Here is a 20,141-nt window from a genome sequence, read left to right on the forward strand (position 1 = left end):
CTTTCACGGTAAAATCCCATACTAATTTTTTACAAAGTCATGCTGAATCATAATATTGCTTGTGCTTAGCGCAGTCTTGCCAGAGACTCCATTATGATAAGGTATCGGACGATTATTATTTTAAGAGACACTTATGTTAGAAGTAAACCAAATTAATCTTAATCTGGTGGAGCTTGAAAAGCGAGTAGAAGCGCTTAGGGGGTATCTTTGACTTTGACGCTAAGCGTGAGCGTTTAGAAGAGGTTGTTCGAGAACTGGAATCATCAACCGTTTGGAATAATCCTGAAATTGCTCAGGCACTAGGACGTGAAAGAACGCAGCTTGAAGCAGTTGTTTCAACTATAACCCAATTAGGTCAATCCATTACTGATTTGAGTGAATTGTTTGAGATTGCACGAGAGGAAGGTGACGAGCAAACGATTAATGAAATTGGCGAAGAATTACATTTCATTGAACACAAAGTTGCCGATTTGGAATTTCGCCGCATGTTTTCCGGAAAAATGGATGACTCGAATGCTTATTTGGATATTCAGTCGGGTTCGGGCGGTACGGAGGCACAGGACTGGGCGGAAATGTTATTGCGCATGTATTTGCGTTGGGGAGAGCAGCATGGATTCGAACCTGAACTTATCGAATGTTCTCCTGGAGATGTTGCAGGTATAAAAAGCGCTACGATTTACTTTAAAGGAGAGTACGCTTTTGGATGGTTGCGTACCGAAAGCGGAGTACATCGGTTAGTGCGAAAATCCCCTTTTGATTCAGGAAATAGACGGCATACCTCTTTTGCAGCAGTATTTGTTTCACCTGAGGTTGATGATGATATTGATATAGAAATTAATCCGGCAGATTTGCGTATTGATACATATCGAGCGTCTGGAGCTGGGGGGCAGCATGTTAACCGCACTGATTCGGCAGTACGTATTACTCATGAACCAACCGGGATTGTAGTACAATGTCAGAATGATCGAAGCCAGCATCGCAATAAAGATCAGGCAATGAAACAGCTGCGTGCCAAGTTATATGAATTGGAAATGCAAAAGAAAAATGCAGAGCAGCAAGCATTAGAAGCCAGTAAATCAGATATTGGTTGGGGATCCCAAATTCGTTCATACGTATTGGATCAATCTCGTATTAAAGATCTGCGCACCAATGTTGAAACGAGCAATACACAAGCGGTATTGGACGGGGCATTGGATCAGTTTATTGAAGCCAGTTTAAAGGCAGGAGTAGGGCAGCATGAGTGAAGAGCAAATTGAACATATTGATGAGAGTGAAGTTTATAGTATTCGTAAACAAAAATTAGCTGAATTACGTACAAAAGGTTTTAATTTCCCAAATCAGTTTCGTCGTGAAAGTTTAGCTCAGGAAATCATAAAGCATTATGATTCATTAGATAAGGAGACTTTAGGACAACAGCATATTAAGGTCAGTGTAGCCGGCCGTATTGTGTTGAGACGTATCATGGGAAAGGCCAGCTTTTTTCACATTCAAGATGTTTCTGGGCGGATTCAAGTATATATCCGAGCTAACGATCTTCCTGAGCAATATGAAGAGTTTAAGCATTGGGATTTAGGCGATATTGTTGGGGTTAAAGGTGAGTTATTTAAGACAAATACAGGTGAGCTTACAGTAAATGCAGAGCAAATTGAATTATTAACTAAGTCGTTGCGGCCTTTGCCTGATAAATTTCATGGTTTAGCTGATCAAGAGGTAAAATACCGTAAACGCTATGTGGATTTAATTGCCAATGATGAGAGTCGCCATACTTTTTTAATACGTTCGCGATTAATTCAAGCGTTTAGACAGTTTATGGATCAACACTATTTTCTAGAAGTAGAAACACCGATGATGCATCCTATCCCAGGTGGTGCTCTGGCTCGTCCTTTTGTTACGCATCATCATACTCTGGATATGACTATGTATTTGCGTATCGCTCCTGAACTTTATTTGAAACGACTCGTTGTGGGTGGATTTGAGCGTGTTTATGAAATTAATCGTAATTTCCGGAATGAAGGGATATCAACACGCCATAATCCAGAATTTACTATGATTGAATTTTATCAGGCCTATGCCGATTATAAGGATTTGATGGATTTTACCGAAAAATTACTGTGCTATCTATGTGATACTGTTTTGAAAAAACGTCAGGTTGAATACCAAGGCCAAATTATTGACTTTGACAAGCCATTTGCACGTATGACAGTGAAAGAAGCAATTTTACATTATCATCCAGAAATCAATGCGAAAGAACTTGAAAGTGTAGTGAGTTGTCGTGCAATTTTGCAGAGGAAAGGATTTCCTTTCAAAGAAACTGATGGTTTAGGCAAATTACAAATCATATTGTTTGAAGAAACTGTTGAGCATCAATTATTTCAACCTACTTTTATTACAGGTTATCCTACTGAAATATCACCTTTGGCTCGCCGTAGTGATAATAACCCTGAAGTGACTGATCGTTTTGAATTTTTTATTGCTGGCCGGGAAATTGCGAATGGATTTTCTGAATTAAATGATGCTGAAGATCAGTCAGAACGTTTTCGTAAGCAAGTTGAAGAAAAGGATGCCGGTGATTTAGAAGCCATGCATTTTGATAGTGATTATATCGAAGCTCTGGAATATGGATTGCCTCCTACGGCAGGAGAAGGTATAGGCATTGATCGGTTGGTCATGCTGTTTACCAATTCTCAGTCAATCCGGGATGTTATTTTATTTCCTCATTTACGGCAATAAATAGTGACTGGCAAGCAAGAATAATTTTTTATAGATTTGGTGTTTGTTAAAGATATTCTAACTGGTTTTTTTGAGAGAATAAAAATTCCCCTGCTAGGGCTTTCTTTAACCACTGCCGTCGAGTTAAAACTACGTTTTTTGCCTATGTCCCGCGGCTTGTCCGCGGGAAGTAAGGTCAAGAACCATTAAGTTAATGTATCTCTAGAATCAGACCATGTGATTATGAGTTCTTATTGAGCACGGTTTTCAAAATATAAGAAATAAAAAATCAAGGAATAATAATAATTTAACAGGTGACTTATGTTTGTTACTCACTTCCAGAGGGCAATTACATATCTTAGAGAAGCCCAGGAAATCGCATTATTCACTACGCTGGCTGATGCAAGATTATCTGCGATATTTCGTACATCACCTTTATTTTACATCACATTGCCTTTTATAGGTCTTTTACTGACTGTAAATGCTTTAATAAATGGCTATCGTCTTGCAAAAGCCAACAATCGCAATTTTGATCGCTGGTTTCTTTTTGGTACTTCTGCAGTTTGTGCGCTTTTAGCAAGTATAGCACTCTATGGGGCAGCAATATCCATGGCTCTGGGTTATAGTTTTGCTGCAGCTCCTTGGTTTTTTACCAGCAGTTTAATTGTGGCATGGGGGCATCAGCTCGTCATGTTTGGACTCAATTTATATAGAGCTTTAGAATCTCCTCCAAATAGCATTCATCGCATGCATTACATTCAAGCAGCATTGGGTAATTTGTTTGCTATGACACTTTTAACTTTTGCATTAGGGGCGGTTGTTTTTACTCTGCTGTTCCCTATTGCTCCTGCTGTAGGTACTCTATTTGCACTGACTGCGGTCCTATTTACTGGCCTTGACATATTATGGAGTGTGGTTCCTCATGCTTTAAAACGAACAGTCAAAGGATGGTTTCATTTGAGCAAACCCGATGTGATTCAGGATGCAATTGCAAATCAGGAGGAAAACCTAAAAGTTAAAAATTTTAAAGAAGAGGAACCAAATCATCCGAAACATCATAGGATCTTTACATGTTGTGATTACAGTGCAGTAATTCGAACGATGGCTATAGATGCGATCAAACCGTATCTGCTAGGACTTATTCAGTGGAAATTGCAGATATTAAGACAAAAAGCCGATCTAGAAGATGAAAAAATTAAAGATAAAATTTCCTTATTAACAACACTATTAAACGTAATAGAAACTTCTCAAAAAATTTCTAAAAAGGATGTATTAGTAAAATATCCTTTAGCATTTCAAAGTTTTTGGTCTGAAAAAGGCGAGGTTGAGCAAATATTTGATGCGGTAATTGTTTCTAAGAATAGGAGTCAACCCTCAGAGATAGAGAATCTATCACCCGGAATAAGTGTGTAAAAACATATCAAATATATATAAAATAATATATAATGTCACAATTATTATCTTTTTGAATAAGAAATTTGTTGGTTGACTTTTCAAATTTCGCTTTGTCTTACTTGCTATGGTCTATATTAATAGTATGTTCTATCAAATGATCGAGCAGTAAAGGGAGTGCTTTATATGCCTTTTAATTATCGATCGATTACAGCAAATTGTGGCAATGACACCCTTGGTGAAGATGCCTCTCGCACAATTATTCAGTTGCTTCAAGAAGACGATGCAGCGTTCTTCGTCATTAATTGCCAAGAAGTTCATTTTGGAAAAACTCAGGAGCAGTTACAAAAATTACTTCCAGATGGCTATGAGGTAAAATGCCTGAGTCAGATGGCAACCCATACTAAATTGGATACGCAAATCCTTCCTACGACAGGAATGGCAACCTTTGTTATTCATAAGACGGGTTTGCAGGTAAGCGTCGAAGGTGAGCCAGTAGAAGCACGGCGAAGTAGCAGGAGGCTAAGTGGTGCAGCATATAATAAAGGAGGTTTGGTCACTCATTTTACTGTAACACGAAGCGAAGACATTGAAGAAGGTATTAGTGAAGAACGTATTAAAGTACAAACAGTTACTGGGCATTTGGATGCAGGTGATGTAGTAAAGCGAAATAAAGATTGGCAGAAGCTTTATAGAGGAACTGTAAAAGAGGTGATGAGCTGGGATGAGCTTGTTGATGCGTGTCCTGATTTATTGCTTTCGGGATATGATGCAAATACCCGAAACAAATTTGATAAGAAGCATAAGACTGAGACCAAGATTTGGGATAATCCTAATGAGCATCCTGAACTCCATGCACTGCATCTTGTTTCCATGGCAGCAGCCAAGTACAGCAAAGATGAAACCTATACTCATACAAAAATAGACCAAGAAACAGGTGAAGAATTAGTAGCCGATCCAAAACGTGAAGGTGATGCAGCGCGCGGTACACTGGATTTTGTGACAATTTATGATGGCAATATAGCTCAAAATGTATCCCGGGAAAAAATCGATAAGGGACTGACAGTAGTGCAAGTTGGACTAGAGCCTGATTCTGAGCGGGACCATCATGTGATTATCAGTCCTCCTCAAACATCTCTACCGCTTGACAAGTTTGACCGTGTTAAAAATCTAATGGTTGCCCGTTTAGTTGGTGTTGCTCCAGATATAGCTGCTAAAATTTTAGCAATAACCGAGGGTGATAATGAGGATGATAAAGCATGGGCTAGGATGCAATTAGTCGATTATTATAACCAGTATTTAGGTCCTGATGGGTTCTTAGATAAGGCGCTCGGTTTACATATACAAAAACTAGAATGTGTTCAACGGCTAATGGATGACCCGCAAAATCAATATTTAGAAAAAGTACTTAAAAAAATTTTTTTTGACGAACATGAATGGTGTGCAGGTGAGCAAGGGCAATTAAAAGCAAAACAAGAGTTAATGCAGACATTCCTGGATTCATTGGCTGAGTGTAAACATGCAGCAGGAGTCGAAGCGCGTATAACGTGTTATCTTGATCTGAAAGAGAAGATTGCCAGGAATGAAAAAGTAAATGCAGTTGATGCGTTTAAGGACTCAGCAGTTAAAGTCTATCAAAATCATTATGAAATCTTTGAAACATTTGCTAAAAAAACGGATGAGGACTCTAAGCTTCGAAAGGCAATGAATAACATATTAAAGCTACTTGATGCGATTGCCGATCATAATGATGAGGCTGCATTGAAAAATCTGGATCCGAAGAAATTGGATGCGCTTACACATATAGTTGCTCAGTGTCATAACAGTTTTATGCTGTTGCAAGCAGGTGAAACACACGAAATGGAAAAAATTAATGCGGAATTAATTAGCCTATCCGATGAGGCAATGGGAAGTTCCTCTTCAGTATGGCGCGCTTTGGCCGATGCTGTGAAGTTCTTTGTGTCTTTAATTTCTAAGATCTCCCCCAACTCAACGTTGACTGAGCAAGTAGGAATTGTTCAGGATAAAAAATTATCCGATTCTATAATAAAATATAATTCTGCTCTTTATAAATCTGCTCTTAAAGAAATAATTCCTCAAGAAGAGGAAGAAAGTGAGCATCTACTTGGTAATAACATTACTGGGAGTGGTTGAGGGAAATGCAATCAGATTTGGCAAGATATCAAAAAATCATATGGGAAAATAATGCAAGAATCTGAGAGTAAAGGCCTATTTACCCTTGCCCATGATAAAATTCGACACATAAATAATTATTTGCATTGAGCACCAAGAGTTCGGTGTTTAATGGAATTACCCCATATACTATTTCAATTTTAATAAAGATTAAATGATGAAAAAATCGAATAAAAATAAAGTTTATGAAGCTTATGATGAACTCATTGATTGGTTTGATGCGCATCGCAATAAAGAACTGCTTATGGAACAATTTTATTTGCAGCAAATAAAAAAACATTTTCCCCATGGTGGGAGTGTTTTGGATATTGGTTGTGGTACTGGAGAACCTATTGCAAAATTTCTGATTGAAGCAGGTTATGAGTTAACCGGTGTTGATGCCAGCAAAAAAATGATAGAGCGTTGTAAACACAATGTTCCAAATGCTCAATGGATTTTGGAAGATATGCGAACGATGAAATTTACTGTTCAGTTCGATATTGTTATAGCATGGCATAGTTTTTTTCATTTACCACAAGCGGATCAAAGAAGTACATTGAATTTATTTTCTTCCTTGGTTAAACCAAAGGGGTTATTACTTTTTACTTCGGGACCCGAGGCAGGGGAAGTTTGGGGGGAAAATGGCGGATATGATTTATATCATGCTTCATTGGATACTAAAGAATATGAAACTATTTTAAATAAGAATAACTTGCAGGTGTTGGTGCATAAGGTTAACGATCCAAATTGCGGGGGAGCAACCGTTTGGCTTGCTCAAAAAAACTAAATTTAGATGTTGCCTGGGGTGCAGCGCAGCGGAACCCGGGTTATGATGTCTGCTATCCTGGGTTCCGCTTCACCCAGGATACAAAACATTGAATTAATTTAATCGCCAGTTCTCTGCCTTCTGAGAAGGAAAAAAGGAATAGCTATCTGGTTTAAGGCCAAAGAAGACTTGGTTTGTTGCTGTAAGCAGTTCTTGCGATTGTGCCAGCTTTAACTTCTCAGCTTCCTCATTGATGCTTGAATCTTGAGGGGCTAATTTCCTTGCCTCACTGAGGGACTGTCCTGCCTGGTCCCAATTTTTTTCAAGCCGATAACAACAGGCTATGTTTAACCATGCATCCGCTTGATCTTGTGCGTCACTCGTTCGTTCAAGAATTGTAGTAAACTTTTTTCTTGCTTCCTGGTACATTCCTTGTTTGAATGCACACATGCCTATTTGATTGAGTGCTGGAATATGATTTTGATCCCCCTCGAGAACTAAGACATATAATTCCTGCGCTTTGTTATACTCTTCATTTTGGTACAGATGATGTCCAAATTGGGCATAACACTCAGTAAGATTTTCTGTAATTATATTTTTCAACATCAGATCATCTTTCTTACAATGTGCTAATGCTTCACGATAATAGTGAATGGAACACATAAAGTTCACGCTTATGTCCTCCTGAATCCTTTTGTCTTTAGATAATTTTTTAAGTAGATCGATATACTGCTCATGCCAGCTCGCAGCCGTATGTAATAACATAGGATTATCAGCACATAGTTCTAAAGCTGAAGAGAGCGCAATATGAGCATTTTTCAGTAAAGTAAAACAATTTTCTAAATGGGACTCGAGATAATCTTGAGCCAGTCTCATATAACTTAAGCCCAAATTGTGTCGTGCTGAAACACAACTAAGGTCATTTTCTATTGCAGCAAAGTAATATGTGACGGCTTCTTCATTTTTATTGTTAGCAGCATAGCATTGCCCTAGAAGGTCAAAGGCATGAGATCTATTTTCCTGCGTTGTTACATTCCTCGTTATTTCAATAAACTGATTTAGATAAAAAATTGCTTCCTCTTTTTCATCAGATAGAAAGCAGGTCTTCCCTAAGAAAAAATAGGTTTCTGGGACTTCAGGATTTTTGCTAATTGCTTGGAGAAACAGTGTTTTAGCTTGTACATATTCACTTTTTTTAAACGCCTCTACAGCTTGTAAGTGGAACGAATTAAACATATTTGCCATCCTATAGAGTAGTTAAATGTTTTTTTACGTCCTGTATGTCAAACCAACCTAGAATTTAGAATATAATAAGCAGGGGGATTTTAATAGTCATAGACACTAATGGAGTCGCTTTATGGCAACAATACTTGGCATTAGTGGTGTATCGGGTGCTGGGAAGTCAACGCTTGCTGCAACTCTTGCAAAGGAATTAGGTGCTGTACTCATTAGCTGGGATGAGTTTGATGAGATATCAATCGCTCCAGAAGACTACGTGGATTGGTATCAACGCGGACATGATTATCGCGAGTGGAATTACGGCGAGCTTGCTAAGATACTGCAGCTACTTAAGCTCGGACATTCAACATTACATCCGATAACACAGGAGGCCTTAAAACCAACTGAGTTCATTATTTTTGATGCCCCCCTTGGACGTTTACATCAACAGACAGGACAATATATTGATTTATGCATGCATATTGAAGTTCCTTTAGACATTTCCTTATGTAGAAGGATATTGCGTGATTTTAAAGAGGAAACAAGAGAAAAAAAGGAGCTTTTGGATGAGTTGATGTTTTACTTAGATGAAGCGAGACCTTTATTCTTTGATGAGCAGCTGAAGAAAAATGCGGATTTAATTCTTAATGGTGAGTATGCAACCGACCTTCAAGTACAATTAATCCTTCAATTTTTAAATCAAGGAAACAGGGAATGCAAACAAATCCTATTATTGAGCTAAGTCTTTGGTTAGCAAGTGAGCGAGAGACTGGAGCACCTAACCCGAATCACGCAGTTTTATCATCTACTTCATTGGATGGAGCGCCACATAGCCGTGTTGTCGCTATTCGTGATATTTCAGATGAGGGGATTTTATTTTTTACTCAAAAAAGTACTCGCAAAGTAAGCGAGTTAAAAAACAATCCTCAGGTAAGTCTCGTGTTTTGGCTAGAACTGTTACAACGAGAAGTGATTATTGAAGGTAAGGCTTTATTGCTAAAGCATGCTGAGAATCAATATTATTGGAGCAGCTATCCTCAATGGGCGCAAATTCGTTTTTTAAGTTATGCTCCCACGTCAATGCAGATTATTGAGAGTAAAGAAATTCTTGAGGATAAGCGGCAAAAGATTGAGGATTCATTTCTAAATAAACTAATCCCTGTAAGCCCGGAGTATTGTGGTTTCCGTATCCAACCTGAACGCATGGTATTCTATGCATACCGACAAGATGAACTGTCCGATGTTTGGGAATATGTCTTTAAGAATAATGAATGGCATTTGCAACGGTTATCGCCCTAAAGGATAACCGCATTAAAAAAATTACCGTAATAGAGTTTTTTTAATCATACTCAATCATAATCCACCCTCTATAAAGTAATGAATGAGAAAGCGCTGAGCTGTTCTTGATCTATTAATTCTTAATAAAGGGTGCTTATGTCTAGATTAACGCAAATACATAAAAAAATATTTACTAATTTTCATGCTTATTTAGCTAATAAAAAACAAAGTCTCATTAAGTTTGGTAAAACGGAGCAGCATAAATTCACTCGGAGCGCTCCGTTTTGTTCATGAGTTTTGTACTTTCACCGGTTTACATTCCAGAATAATTTGGTCCACCGCCTCCTTCTGGAGCATGCCACACTATATTTTGTCGGGGATCTTTGATGTCGCAGGTTTTACAATGAATGCAGTTCTGGGCATTAATTTGCAATCTAGGGCCTTTTTCTTCTTCAATTATTTCATACACGCCTGCAGGACAATATCGACCTTCTGGGAATGCATAAGTTTTTAAATTGATATCTATTGCCAGATCAGGTTTTTTCAATACGAGATGGCAGGGTTGATTTTCCTCATGATAGGTATTCGATAAAAAAACAGATGAAAGTCTATCAAAAGTAAGAACTCCATCGGGTTTAGGATAATTGATTTGCTTTGCTTTATTTGCCGGAATTAAAGTATCGTGATCGGCATGATTCGTTAAGGTCCATGGGGAGTGTCCACGTGTAATGTATGTTTCAAAAGCTGCATTGATTAAGCCTGGAATTAAGCCGTATTTAAATCCGGGTCTTATATTGCGTACGGCATAAAGTTCTTTATCCAGCCAGGAATTTTTGATTTTCTCTGGATAGCCCATTATTTCAAATGGGGCAAAGTTTTCTTGTTGCAGTGCTTCAAAGCAAGCTTCTGCTGCAAGCATGCCTGACTGCATTGCCATATGTATTCCTTTAATTTTAGGGACATTAAGAAAACCTGCAGCATCACCAATCAATGCACCGCCTGGAAAAGTGAGTTTTGGTAAGGATTGCCATCCCCCTTCATTAAGGGCCCGTGCGCCATAACCGATTCGTTCGCCGCCAGTTAAAACAGGTTGAACTAGTGGGTGTGTTTTAAAGCGCTGGAACTCCGCAAAAGGATTTAACCAGGGATTTTTATAATCCAGACCGACTACAAAACCAATAGCGACGCGTTGTTTTGATAGATGATATATAAATGAACCACCGTAAGTTATGTGATCCATTGGCCAGCCTACAGTATGAATGACGAGTCCGGGTTTATGTTGTTCTGCCTTGACTTGCCATATTTCCTTTATTCCTAGTCCATAAGTTTGTGGATTTGCTTTATCCCTTAAGTGGTAACGTGCCATTACACTTTGGCTAAGTTGTCCGCGACATCCTTCTGCAAATAAAGTCTGTTTGGCAAGAAGATGCATACCAGGTTGGTAATTATTTGTTTTCTCTTTATTTTTGTCGAGGCCCACATTCCCAGTTGCAACACCAATTACCTGATTGTGATCGTCATAAAGTGTGTGAGCTGCGGCAAAGCCAGGATAGATTTCACACCCCAGGGACTCCGCCTGTTGTGCAAGAAACATACAAAGCTCACCTAGACTGATAATATAATTTCCTTCATTATGCATGGGCTTGGGGGTGGGGAGTTTATAGGAGTTTTTTGAGGTTAGAAAATAGAAACGATCTTCGCTTACTGCGGTATCGAGAGGCGCCTCTTGCCAGGTATTAGGAAGTAATTCTTTAAGGCTTCTAGGTTCTAGAACCGCTCCAGAGAGAATATGAGCTCCAACTTGGGCTCCTTTCTCTAAAATACAAACGGATAATTCTTTTTCTGCAGCTATGGCAAGCTGTTTCAATTTAATCGCGGCAGATAACCCCGCCGGCCCTGCACCGACGATGATTACATCAAATTCCATGGTTTCGTGTTCCACACGCGCTCCTAACTGTGATGATAAAAAGATAAAATAATCGCTTTTCTATGCTTTAAGATCAAGATTTATATTGAAAATTAATATGCTTTTTAGACCGCATGTAGCATACTGAATCTGCAACAATCTAGGCTTTATTATGCTTCATTCAGGCTATATAAATCTAATAATTAAATTGAATATTGATAATCATTTTCACAACATTCCGTTGTTGCAGAAATTACTGTGGCGGCTGAGCGAGTAAATAGCGAAACAATGCTGTGTGGAAAACTAAGAACTGTTAGTAATGCTCCTGCAACAGTTCCAAGAAGGGTTAAACCTATTAGCGCAAGGCTGTTGGCGACTCCTTCCAATGCTGTATTTCGATATTCAGCACTCATCATTATAATTGACAAAAGTCCAAGTAATGTGAATCCAACAAAGTAACACGCACCAATAAGTGCGGTAAATCCCATAAATGCTGTTCCAGTTGCAGATGCAGTAGGATACCAAATCGGTGCCAATAATCCGCCTGCAAATTCCTGGCCATCTTGATACGGAGTGAAAAAACCGGGACGATCTCGATATGTGCTTACTGCTCGTTCAATAATTCCTGAAAGATAATTCTCATCTTGTGCTTCATCGTTTAAATCTAATATTTCACTTATTTCATTCCAGCCAATTAAGTTTAACATAAAATCCTCTTAATGATTCAGCTTGGTGCAGGGTATCTAATTTAATAAATAGAGTCAAACAGTTAACTTTATTCTCAAATCAATTTCCAATTATGATTTTTTACCGAATATCTTTGAATTCCTTGAATAAGAGCACGATAAAAGAAGTAACAGAATTTAACAAAATAAGCTAAACTGATTGTAGATATCCAAAAGGAGTTTGTTAATGAAAACAGTATTTGGTTTCTTACTTCTTAGTTTTTCCATGATGTGCTATGCAGATGCTAATTTAACCATGAATGTTAATGTGGATGAGCCAAGTTTTGTCGTTACTTTACCTGCAAATCCCACTACAGGATTTCAATGGTCGGTTGTGCGCTTTGATAAAAATTTATTAACGCTTCGAAGTAGTACTTATGAAAGACCGAAGACTGAGCTTATCGGTGCCGGTGGGCAAATGCATTTCACCTTTGGCTTACAGAAAAGTAAAAGCTATCCAGAAAATACGATAATCGTATTTAAATACGCCCGTTCCTGGGAACCTGATACTGCGACTCTGAAAAATATTAAAGTGAATTTCGTAAAAGCGGATAACAATTAAAATTAGTGCCTGAGTGCTCAACCGGGGGAACGGCCGTATTTGGCATCTTGCGAGAAAATTCTCCTAATCAATGCTTACATACTGATTTATGCTGCGCTTGCTTAGAAAAATTTTGCTCACAACCAGTGCTCAAATCCAACCGATCAAATAAGCATTCCTGTGGGGACTATACATTCATCATGATTTTTTAAATTTAAATGGTAAATATCTAGGTTCCCAAAACATGTCTTCTATCAATTTTCCTAAATCAGCATCCTGATTTTTTTGTGCAAGTCCTGAATCAATAGCGCAACGTGCTACAGCTACTGCAATTTCCTTGGCAACTGTTTGGGCATCATCCAAAGAAGGTAATAAGGGTAAGTAACTTTCTTTTTTACTGGGTGCGAACTGGCATAAAGCATGTGCTGCAGCCAGGATCATATCTTCAGTTAATTTTGTTGCGTTAACTGCGAGGACTCCAAGCCCTATTCCAGGAAAGACCAATGCGTTATTACACTGGGCAATTTGTACCATACGATTATGATATTCAACTGCTGGAAAGGCTGTACCTGTAGCAATTAAAGCTCTTCCCTGACTCCAAGTAAGGATGTCTGCCGGTTTTGCCTCGCATTTTTCATCTGGATTAGACAAGGGGAAAATAATAGGACGTTCACAATTAACAGACATGGTTTCAATGATGTCTTGGGAGAAAGCCCCTGGTTGAGCAGAACAACCTATAAGAACAGTAGGTTTAACATGTCTTACAGTATCAGTAAGTGAAGGATGTTGTTTTTCATTGATGGTCCATTTTTCTATTTCTTTGGGATCACGTGCATAAGGTTTTTGTGCTTCAGTAAGTTCCGGGTCTGTATTAAGTAACAAGCCTTGACGATCAATCAACCAAAAACGTTGATACGCTTCGGCGGGACTAATTCCTTCACGCACCATTGCATCAATAATTTGATCGCTAATACCAGTTCCTGCAGAACCTGCACCAAAAACAACAATTCGCTGTTCATGCAGTTTTGAACCGGTTACGTCACAAGCAGCTAATAAAGCCGACAAGGTCACAGCGCCAGTACCTTGAATGTCATCATTAAAGGTACATAATTGGTCTTGGAATTTTTCCAGAATGCGTCGCGCATTGCCTCGGCCAAAATCTTCCCAGTGCAAAAATGCATTGGGGAATTGTTTGTGAATTTCATGAACGAAAGTAGAAATAAATTCGTCATAGGCCGCTGGACTAATGCGTGGATGCCGACAACCTAAGTACATAGGATCATTAAGCAATTCTTGATTATTTGTGCCTACATCAAGAAATATTGGCAGGGTACGAGTTGGTTCAATACCTCCGCATAAACAATAAACCATTAATTTGGCAACAGGAATGTCCATTCCTCCGATTCCTTGATCGCCTATGCCCAATACTCCTTCTCCATCAGTAACAACAATCACATCGATTTCTGGATTAGAACGATTTTTTAATATTTCTTCTATTTGATTTTTATCTGTATGGGAAATATATAAGCCGCGAGGTTGTCTATACTCATGACTGAAACGTTTTACTGCAGTTCCTACTATAGGAGTATAAATTGTAGGTAACATTTCACCTAAATGACGGTTGATTAATTTATAGAATAAAATTTGATTTTTATCGTGTAAATTATTTAAATAAATATTTTGTTGTAAGCGTGTTGTATAACTGGAGTATTGTAAATAAGCACGTTTGACTTGTTCATCTAATGTTTCAACGCGATGGGGAAGTTTTCCTAACAGACCAAACTCTTTTCTTTCTTCGTTTGTGAATGCTGTGCCTTTGTTCAATTGGGGAGTAGTTAGGAGTGGTTTACCGCAAAGAGAAGTTTCAATATATTGTTCTCCTGTTTGAGGATCACGTAGCAATTTAAAATCAAGCATAGTTATCTCATAAGATGGCGTTAGCGTTTGTCTAATGATAATATCGGTTTTTTGTAGTTTACGATAGGTTGAGTATGAATAAATCTTTGGCAGTATTATTTATAATTTTAGGGTTAACATCTTGCTCAGCAAAAAATGAACATTATTACAAATCGCATCCTAATGAATTGCAACAAGCGCTAAAAGCTTGTCCAAACAAACAACCAGCAGGTTTGACCTGCCAACAATTGGAATCTCTTGCCAATCGTATGAATAAACTTGCCTATCAATTACAACTCAGTCCCCAAGGTTTTGGAAAAAAAATTATGGCTTTGCAAGAGACAATTGTTAAAGAACAAGCCCAATTAAAAATTGAGAATAATAATACAACCTTACAAGCCAATTTAACTCAAAACAAACATGATTTAGCGGATCATTTAGCAGTGGTTAGATGGTTTGAATCACCTATGAGTTAAAAGATGAGAGTACTTATAAGTAATGATGACGGAGTTTTCGCACCTGGAATTAACCGATTAGCCAAGGAGTTATCCACTTTTGTAGATATTGAAGTCGTTGCTCCTGATAGGAATAGAAGTGGCTCAAGCAATTCCTTGACTTTGTCACGACCGCTAAAAGCCAAAAAATTGGATAATGGTTATTATAGTGTTGAAGGCACCCCAACAGACTGTGTGCATTTGGCAGTAACGGGTTTTTTAGATACCCAATTCGACATGGTTGTTTCTGGAATTAATGATGGCGCTAATTTAGGTGATGACATTCTTTATTCGGGTACTGTAGCTGCCGCAATGGAAGGACGTTATTTAGGATTGCCTGCCCTTGCATTTTCTATGGTAGGGGATAACATCCAGCATTATGACACAGCGGCAATTATTGCCAAGCATTTGGTGATGAAATTAGGCACACACCGCCTTCCTTCTCAAACTATCTTTAATATTAATGTTCCTGATATGCCCTTAGATAAAATAAAGGGGTTGCAAGTTACTCGCTTAGGAACTCGCCATGGTGCTGAGGCTGTAGTAAAAGATAAAGATCCTAGAGGACGGCCTATTTACTGGATTGGTTTGCCTGGAGCCGAGGCTGATGCAGGTCCCGGAACAGATTTTTATGCGATAAGTGAAGGGTATGTTTCAATCACACCTCTTCATCTGGATATGACAAATTACAAAATGTTCGATCAATTAGCCAATTGGCTCGATGGGATCCACATTCAATAAAACAATTTGTTTGAGGTTTAATAAATGATAGCCACCTTTTGCAAAAGATTTGTATGCCTTCTCCTCATTATAACCTTGGTTGGTTGTGGAAATAATTTAGCTCCTGTTACGGAGTTAAAATGGAATCCTTATTCGCGCTCTCAGAAAGTCTATGTGGTAAAACGTGGAGACACGCTTTTTTCTATTGCATTTCGCTATGATACAAATTACAGAACTCTAGCTCGGTTAAATCATATTAATCCGCCTTATTCTCTAAGGGTGGGGCAAGTCATCAACTTGCGAGGGATTCCAAGACATAGACAAACAGTCCGTCCTGCCCCGATGCGACATTATTATGTTACTCCCCAAGCAAGACCTTCTGTAATTTATTCGCCCACAAATAGATATGCTCGTTCTGCTTCAGGATGGTTATGGCCTGTGAGTGGGCGAGTGACTACATCATTTATTCCGGAGCAAGGTAAAAAAGGAATAAACATTGCATGTAAAAAAGGGGAGAAGGTAATTGCGTCGGCAGATGGTATGGTTGCCTATGCTGGAAGTGGGTTAGCTGGTTATGGTAACTTGATTATTATTAAGCACAATCATGAATATTTAACTGCTTACGGCAATAACGCACAGATTATGGTTTCCGAAGGACAGCATGTAAAAGCAGGACAAGTCATTGCTAGAGCAGGTATTATCGATCGCAAGTATACAGGTGTTCATTTTGAAATCAGAAAGTCGGGCGTACCAGTCAATCCTTTGAATTATCTACAAAAAGGTTGACAGATAACTTGTAGTTATAGCAACAATAACCTTTTTATGAAGTATAATGTAGTTATGGAATAAATTTCGCAATATGACTAGAGTCTGCATGCATTTCGCTAACTTGAGCCAAACTGGCCTGATTTTCGAGTACCGAAGCGCAGCATACACGTAGTATGTGCGCATTGGAACATAGGAAGCCAGGCCTGTTTGGTCAAAATAGTAGAATTGTAGACAGGCTATAACACTATAGGTGAAAAACAATGCACGAAGACGATGAGTCAAGTAAAGAACCAGAACTTAAGGATGAAGATTGGTCTGAACCAGACAATGAATCACTCTTAATTGAGGAAGACATTGATTCCCTTCTTGAAAAAGATGAAGAAGATGAAGAGCCTGATCTTCCTGATTTTTCGGATGATAATGCATTTCCCTCATTTCGTGGTAAAAATGCACTAAAAATGATGGATGCGACTCAGCTCTATTTGAGTGAAATTGGATTTTCTCCTTTGCTCAGTGCTGAAGAAGAAGTGCATTATGCAACCCTTGCTTTGAAAGGGGATGTTGCTGCCCGTAAAAAGATGATTGAATCTAATTTACGTTTGGTGGTTAAAATTTCTCGTCGTTATCTTAATCGTGGTTTACCTCTTCTCGATTTAATCGAAGAAGGAAATTTAGGTTTAATGAAATCAGTTGAGAAATTTGATCCTAAACGTGGTTTTCGCTTTTCAACTTATGCCACCTGGTGGATTAGACAAACAATTGAACGTGCTATTATGAATCAAACACGAACCATTCGTTTACCTATCCATGTGGTTAAAGAACTGAATGTCTATCTCAGGGCTGCAAGGCAACTGACCCAAAAATTAGATCATGAGCCTTCACCCGAAGAAATTGCAGAAATGGTCGATAAACCTTTGGAAGATGTACAAAAGTTATTAGGCTTGAATGATAAGGTAGCCTCTGTTGATACACCCATTGGCTTTGATGAAAATAAATCATTATTAGACACTATAGCTGATGAAAACAGCGTTAATCCTGCAGAACTTTTAACTAATGAAAATTTGCGTTTACATATAGAATCTCTATTGGATAAATTGACCGAAAATCAACAGCAGGTTATTGCGAGAAGATTTGGTTTAAGAGGATTTGAAAAAGCAACGCTTGAGGATGTGGGTAAGGAAATTGATTTGACACGAGAACGGGTTCGTCAAATCCAGGTTGAAGCATTAAAAACATTGCGTGGTTTATTAGAAAAAATGGGCTTAACACAGGAAGATTTGTTTTAGTACTTTTCGCTGTATAAAAACATTATGCTGTAGTGTAGCCTGGATGAAACGTAGGAAATTTGAGATTTTCCAAAGTCGTACGTTTCATCCAGGCTATTTTTTATTGTTAATATCAAAAAGATAAGGGGCCGTTTTAATGAAGAGAATGATTTTATCCGCTTTATTTGCTTTATCATCAGTGGTTCATGCAGAACAATTAACAACATTTACGGATATGGCCGATGCAATATCACAAGGAAAAAAAATCACTTTGGTAATGAGTATTCAAGAGTGCAGCTCACAAAAAATGCCTTCAAGTTCCCTTATTGGAACAGCACAACCAGATGCTTTCCTTATTATTGATAACAACCGTATTACTACCTCAATAAGCCATTTTACTTTGGATAGTTCTATTGCTCGAGGTAATCCTACCTTCGAATTTGTTAAGTATAGTATTAATGCAGATGGAAGTGTCTCTATAAAAAATACGATAATGAATGCTATTAATTATCAACAACTAGCAAGTCATCAAATTGATTGTACTTTAAATAAAGGATTTAAGGTTTTTGCTTGAGTCCTGTAGACAGGGTGAAAGCGCATTAGAATTCGGGATCTATCAGGTAAACCCATCTTTTCGTATAAAACAAAATACCCTACGTTTAAAAAAAATACCCTACGTTCCGCGCTTCATGCGCGGAATCCAGATCATGTCTTCATATAGATCGATTAGATGCTGTTCATAAAGCACGGAAAGTAGGCAAAAAAGAACTTTTGTATTAAAAATAATACTAATTTGCCTTGAAGACTTATGGCATTAATTTTTCTTGTTGCACCTTCATCAAGATTACACTATGGACTTGTAAAATTCGCTTTCAGTCCCTGCCAGCAATCCGCATAATCTTTTTGTTTCTGTGGAATACGCATAGCCTGTTCGGTAACTTTCCATACATCTTTAGTTTCAAACATGAAGGCTAAAGTATTCGAATAAAGCTCAGGTTCTAGTTTTTGCGCTACCGCTTTTTCATAACTTATTTGATCAGGCCCATGTGCTGTCATGCAATTATGAATACTTACCCCACCAGGAGAAAATCCTTCTTTTTTAGCATCGTATTCACCGCGAACAAGGCCCATAAGTTCATTCATATAATTACGGTGGTAATAAGGGGGTCTAAATGTATGTTCTGCAACCATCCATCGAGGAGGAAAAATGACGAAGTCTAAATTGGCTACCCCCGGTGTATCGCTTTCTGAAGTTAACACAGTAAAAATACATGGATCAGGGTGATCAAAACTTACTGTATTAATTGTATTAAATAAACTTAAATCATAACAATAAGGAGCATAATTACCATGCCAAGCTACTACATTAAGTGGTGAGTGATTGCATTTTGCGGTCCATAATTTATTTTGATACTTGCATATAAGGGTCACTTGGGTAATCCCTTGCTCAAATGCAGCCGTAGGGTATTGAAAATGTCGTGGGTTAGCTAAACCATTAGCTCCGATAAGTCCTAAGGGAGGTAGAGTGAGGGGACTGCCACTGTTTTCACATAGATATCCTTTCGTTTCAGAACTAATGAGTTCCATCTTAAATTTAACGCCACGAGGAATAACCGCTATCATGCCTGGACATATATTTAATTTCCCAAACTCAGTATGTAAGTTCACTTCGCCCAAGTATGGAACAAAAAGCATTTCCCCATCATTATTGGCGAAGTATTTATCTTGCATGGATCGAGTACAATGATAAATATATGCATTTACATGTTGGCTTCCTGCAAGATGAAACATGCCTTCGACAAAGTCAAAATCTTCTTCTTTAAACAGGTCCAGAGGAGACCAACGCAGGGGATTGGGGGACTGTTCTGCATGATAGGGTTTGAACAGTTCCATCTCATAAACTTGATATGGGCCTTGAACTACAGAAGGCAGAATGCGATAAAGCCAGCTTCGTAAATTATTCTGTCTTGGACGAGTGAAGGCTGTCCCGCTTAATTGTTCGGCATAAAGACCTAAGTTACAGTGTTGTGGTGAATTCTGGCTACTTGGCAAAGCGCCTGGAACTGCTTCAGTTTGATGATGATTACCAAATCCCTGCAAATACACTGTTGATCTCCTCTAGTATTATGGATTCATTGAGTTACTCTGAGTGGAGAGCGAAATTCAAGTTAGCTGCATCTATTTCAATAGCCTCACCCAGGCAAATACTATTTGCACTAAATTACAAACTTCATTCTGGCGCTACTATAGTCTAAAAAAGTTAAAAATGTCGAGTCCAAATACAAGTTAAG

Annotated in this window: 18 protein-coding genes; 13 read left to right on the forward strand and 5 right to left on the reverse strand. The window is 38.3% G+C overall.

The annotated features are described in order from the left end of the window. The first annotated feature begins 133 nt into the window (after positions 1-133). The 5 genes from prfB to LXO92_RS09355 all read left to right on the forward strand — a co-directional run bounded on the left by prfB (position 134) and on the right by LXO92_RS09355 (position 7,060). Positions 134-1,244, forward strand: a protein-coding gene (gene prfB, locus LXO92_RS09335) for a peptide chain release factor 2 (protein ID WP_232890848.1) whose coding sequence is annotated in 2 segments (ribosomal slippage) — positions 134-208 and positions 210-1,244 — 1,110 coding nt in all. Because the reading frame shifts where the segments join, the coding sequence is not laid out codon by codon here. Then, positions 1,237-2,730: a lysine--tRNA ligase gene (gene lysS, locus LXO92_RS09340; RefSeq protein ID WP_182352410.1), complete on the forward strand. Its 1,494-nt coding sequence runs from the start codon at positions 1,237-1,239 to the stop codon at positions 2,728-2,730. The genes prfB and lysS overlap by 8 nt, the downstream gene beginning before the upstream one ends. A gap of 300 nt (positions 2,731-3,030) precedes the next feature. Continuing rightward, positions 3,031-4,122 carry a hypothetical protein gene (locus LXO92_RS09345; RefSeq protein WP_182352411.1) on the forward strand — a complete coding sequence of 364 codons (1,092 nt, stop codon included), beginning with the start codon at positions 3,031-3,033 and terminating at the stop codon, positions 4,120-4,122. A gap of 165 nt (positions 4,123-4,287) precedes the next feature. Then, a complete protein-coding gene (locus tag LXO92_RS09350) occupies positions 4,288-6,255 on the forward strand; it encodes an exonuclease/endonuclease/phosphatase family protein (protein WP_182352412.1) in 1,968 nt (655 codons plus the stop codon). Positions 6,256-6,451: 196 nt separating this feature from the next. Next, positions 6,452-7,060 (forward strand): class I SAM-dependent methyltransferase, encoded by a 609-nt coding sequence (locus LXO92_RS09355; RefSeq protein WP_233291528.1) that lies wholly within the window; start codon positions 6,452-6,454, stop codon positions 7,058-7,060. A 93-nt stretch (positions 7,061-7,153) separates the two neighbouring features. Here the strand turns inward: LXO92_RS09355 and LXO92_RS09360 are convergent, their stop codons facing one another. Then, positions 7,154-8,275 (reverse strand): tetratricopeptide repeat protein, encoded by a 1,122-nt coding sequence (locus tag LXO92_RS09360; RefSeq protein ID WP_232890850.1) that lies wholly within the window; start codon positions 8,273-8,275, stop codon positions 7,154-7,156. 121 nt (positions 8,276-8,396) lie between these two features. Here LXO92_RS09360 and LXO92_RS09365 point away from each other — a divergent pair, with 121 nt between their 5' ends. Beyond that, complete coding sequence (locus tag LXO92_RS09365) at positions 8,397-8,999, forward strand: AAA family ATPase (RefSeq protein WP_182352415.1); 603 nt, start codon at positions 8,397-8,399, stop codon at positions 8,997-8,999. Further along, the gene (locus LXO92_RS09370) at positions 8,972-9,556 is read left to right on the forward strand and encodes a pyridoxine/pyridoxamine 5'-phosphate oxidase (protein ID WP_182352416.1); all 585 of its coding nucleotides are present in this window, start codon (positions 8,972-8,974) and stop codon (positions 9,554-9,556) included. The genes LXO92_RS09365 and LXO92_RS09370 overlap by 28 nt, the downstream gene beginning before the upstream one ends. A 292-nt stretch (positions 9,557-9,848) precedes the next feature. Here LXO92_RS09370 and LXO92_RS09375 read toward each other — a convergent pair whose 3' ends face one another. Together LXO92_RS09375 and LXO92_RS09380 are read right to left on the reverse strand one after the other, a co-directional pair. Then, complete coding sequence (locus tag LXO92_RS09375) at positions 9,849-11,477, reverse strand: electron transfer flavoprotein-ubiquinone oxidoreductase (protein WP_232890851.1); 1,629 nt, start codon at positions 11,475-11,477, stop codon at positions 9,849-9,851. 167 nt (positions 11,478-11,644) lie between these two features. Continuing rightward, complete coding sequence (locus tag LXO92_RS09380) at positions 11,645-12,148, reverse strand: hypothetical protein (RefSeq protein WP_182352418.1); 504 nt, start codon at positions 12,146-12,148, stop codon at positions 11,645-11,647. Positions 12,149-12,353: 205 nt separating this feature from the next. Between LXO92_RS09380 and LXO92_RS09385 the strand changes: the two genes are divergently transcribed. Then, the gene (locus LXO92_RS09385) at positions 12,354-12,728 is read left to right on the forward strand and encodes a protease inhibitor I42 family protein (protein WP_232890852.1); all 375 of its coding nucleotides are present in this window, start codon (positions 12,354-12,356) and stop codon (positions 12,726-12,728) included. A 177-nt stretch (positions 12,729-12,905) separates the two neighbouring features. Here LXO92_RS09385 and LXO92_RS09390 read toward each other — a convergent pair whose 3' ends face one another. Further along, positions 12,906-14,624, reverse strand: a complete 1,719-nt coding sequence (locus LXO92_RS09390) for an NAD-dependent malic enzyme (RefSeq protein WP_182352420.1) — start codon at positions 14,622-14,624, stop codon at positions 12,906-12,908. A 74-nt stretch (positions 14,625-14,698) separates the two neighbouring features. On the opposite strand from LXO92_RS09390, the gene LXO92_RS09395 reads away from it, so the two are divergent. The 5 genes from LXO92_RS09395 to LXO92_RS09415 all read left to right on the forward strand — a co-directional run bounded on the left by LXO92_RS09395 (position 14,699) and on the right by LXO92_RS09415 (position 18,424). After that, positions 14,699-15,079 carry a hypothetical protein gene (locus LXO92_RS09395; protein WP_182352421.1) on the forward strand — a complete coding sequence of 127 codons (381 nt, stop codon included), beginning with the start codon at positions 14,699-14,701 and terminating at the stop codon, positions 15,077-15,079. A 3-nt stretch (positions 15,080-15,082) separates the two neighbouring features. Beyond that, positions 15,083-15,838 (forward strand): 5'/3'-nucleotidase SurE, encoded by a 756-nt coding sequence (surE, locus tag LXO92_RS09400; protein WP_182352422.1) that lies wholly within the window; start codon positions 15,083-15,085, stop codon positions 15,836-15,838. Between the two features lie 24 nt (positions 15,839-15,862). Beyond that, positions 15,863-16,603, forward strand: a complete 741-nt coding sequence (locus tag LXO92_RS09405; protein ID WP_232890853.1) for a peptidoglycan DD-metalloendopeptidase family protein — start codon at positions 15,863-15,865, stop codon at positions 16,601-16,603. A 242-nt stretch (positions 16,604-16,845) separates the two neighbouring features. Beyond that, positions 16,846-17,871: an RNA polymerase sigma factor RpoS gene (gene rpoS, locus LXO92_RS09410; protein WP_182352424.1), complete on the forward strand. Its 1,026-nt coding sequence runs from the start codon at positions 16,846-16,848 to the stop codon at positions 17,869-17,871. Between the two features lie 136 nt (positions 17,872-18,007). Then, complete coding sequence (locus LXO92_RS09415; RefSeq protein ID WP_232890854.1) at positions 18,008-18,424, forward strand: VirK family protein; 417 nt, start codon at positions 18,008-18,010, stop codon at positions 18,422-18,424. Positions 18,425-18,699: 275 nt separating this feature from the next. On the opposite strand, the gene hmgA is transcribed toward LXO92_RS09415, so the two are convergent. Next, positions 18,700-19,956 carry a homogentisate 1,2-dioxygenase gene (hmgA, locus tag LXO92_RS09420; protein WP_182352426.1) on the reverse strand — a complete coding sequence of 419 codons (1,257 nt, stop codon included), beginning with the start codon at positions 19,954-19,956 and terminating at the stop codon, positions 18,700-18,702. Between the last annotated feature and the right edge of the window lie 185 nt (positions 19,957-20,141).

The sequence above is a fragment of the Legionella resiliens genome (assembly GCF_021344005.1).
GTDB lineage: Bacteria > Pseudomonadota > Gammaproteobacteria > Legionellales > Legionellaceae > Legionella > Legionella resiliens.

What these genes read in the sequence shown, in the direction of transcription:
- lysS (WP_182352410.1), top strand. Translation starts at nt 1,237, where the DNA reads ATGAGTGAAGAGCAAATTGAACATATTGATGAGAGTGAAGTTTATAGT.
- LXO92_RS09345 (WP_182352411.1), top strand. Translation starts at nt 3,031, where the DNA reads ATGTTTGTTACTCACTTCCAGAGGGCAATTACATATCTTAGAGAAGCC.
- LXO92_RS09350 (WP_182352412.1), top strand. Translation starts at nt 4,288, where the DNA reads ATGCCTTTTAATTATCGATCGATTACAGCAAATTGTGGCAATGACACC.
- LXO92_RS09355 (WP_233291528.1), top strand. Translation starts at nt 6,452, where the DNA reads ATGAAAAAATCGAATAAAAATAAAGTTTATGAAGCTTATGATGAACTC.
- LXO92_RS09360 (WP_232890850.1), bottom strand. Translation starts at nt 8,275, where the DNA reads ATGTTTAATTCGTTCCACTTACAAGCTGTAGAGGCGTTTAAAAAAAGT.
- LXO92_RS09365 (WP_182352415.1), top strand. Translation starts at nt 8,397, where the DNA reads ATGGCAACAATACTTGGCATTAGTGGTGTATCGGGTGCTGGGAAGTCA.
- LXO92_RS09370 (WP_182352416.1), top strand. Translation starts at nt 8,972, where the DNA reads ATGCAAACAAATCCTATTATTGAGCTAAGTCTTTGGTTAGCAAGTGAG.
- LXO92_RS09380 (WP_182352418.1), bottom strand. Translation starts at nt 12,148, where the DNA reads ATGTTAAACTTAATTGGCTGGAATGAAATAAGTGAAATATTAGATTTA.
- LXO92_RS09385 (WP_232890852.1), top strand. Translation starts at nt 12,354, where the DNA reads ATGAAAACAGTATTTGGTTTCTTACTTCTTAGTTTTTCCATGATGTGC.
- LXO92_RS09390 (WP_182352420.1), bottom strand. Translation starts at nt 14,624, where the DNA reads ATGCTTGATTTTAAATTGCTACGTGATCCTCAAACAGGAGAACAATAT.
- LXO92_RS09395 (WP_182352421.1), top strand. Translation starts at nt 14,699, where the DNA reads ATGAATAAATCTTTGGCAGTATTATTTATAATTTTAGGGTTAACATCT.
- surE (WP_182352422.1), top strand. Translation starts at nt 15,083, where the DNA reads ATGAGAGTACTTATAAGTAATGATGACGGAGTTTTCGCACCTGGAATT.
- LXO92_RS09405 (WP_232890853.1), top strand. Translation starts at nt 15,863, where the DNA reads ATGATAGCCACCTTTTGCAAAAGATTTGTATGCCTTCTCCTCATTATA.
- rpoS (WP_182352424.1), top strand. Translation starts at nt 16,846, where the DNA reads ATGCACGAAGACGATGAGTCAAGTAAAGAACCAGAACTTAAGGATGAA.
- LXO92_RS09415 (WP_232890854.1), top strand. Translation starts at nt 18,008, where the DNA reads ATGAAGAGAATGATTTTATCCGCTTTATTTGCTTTATCATCAGTGGTT.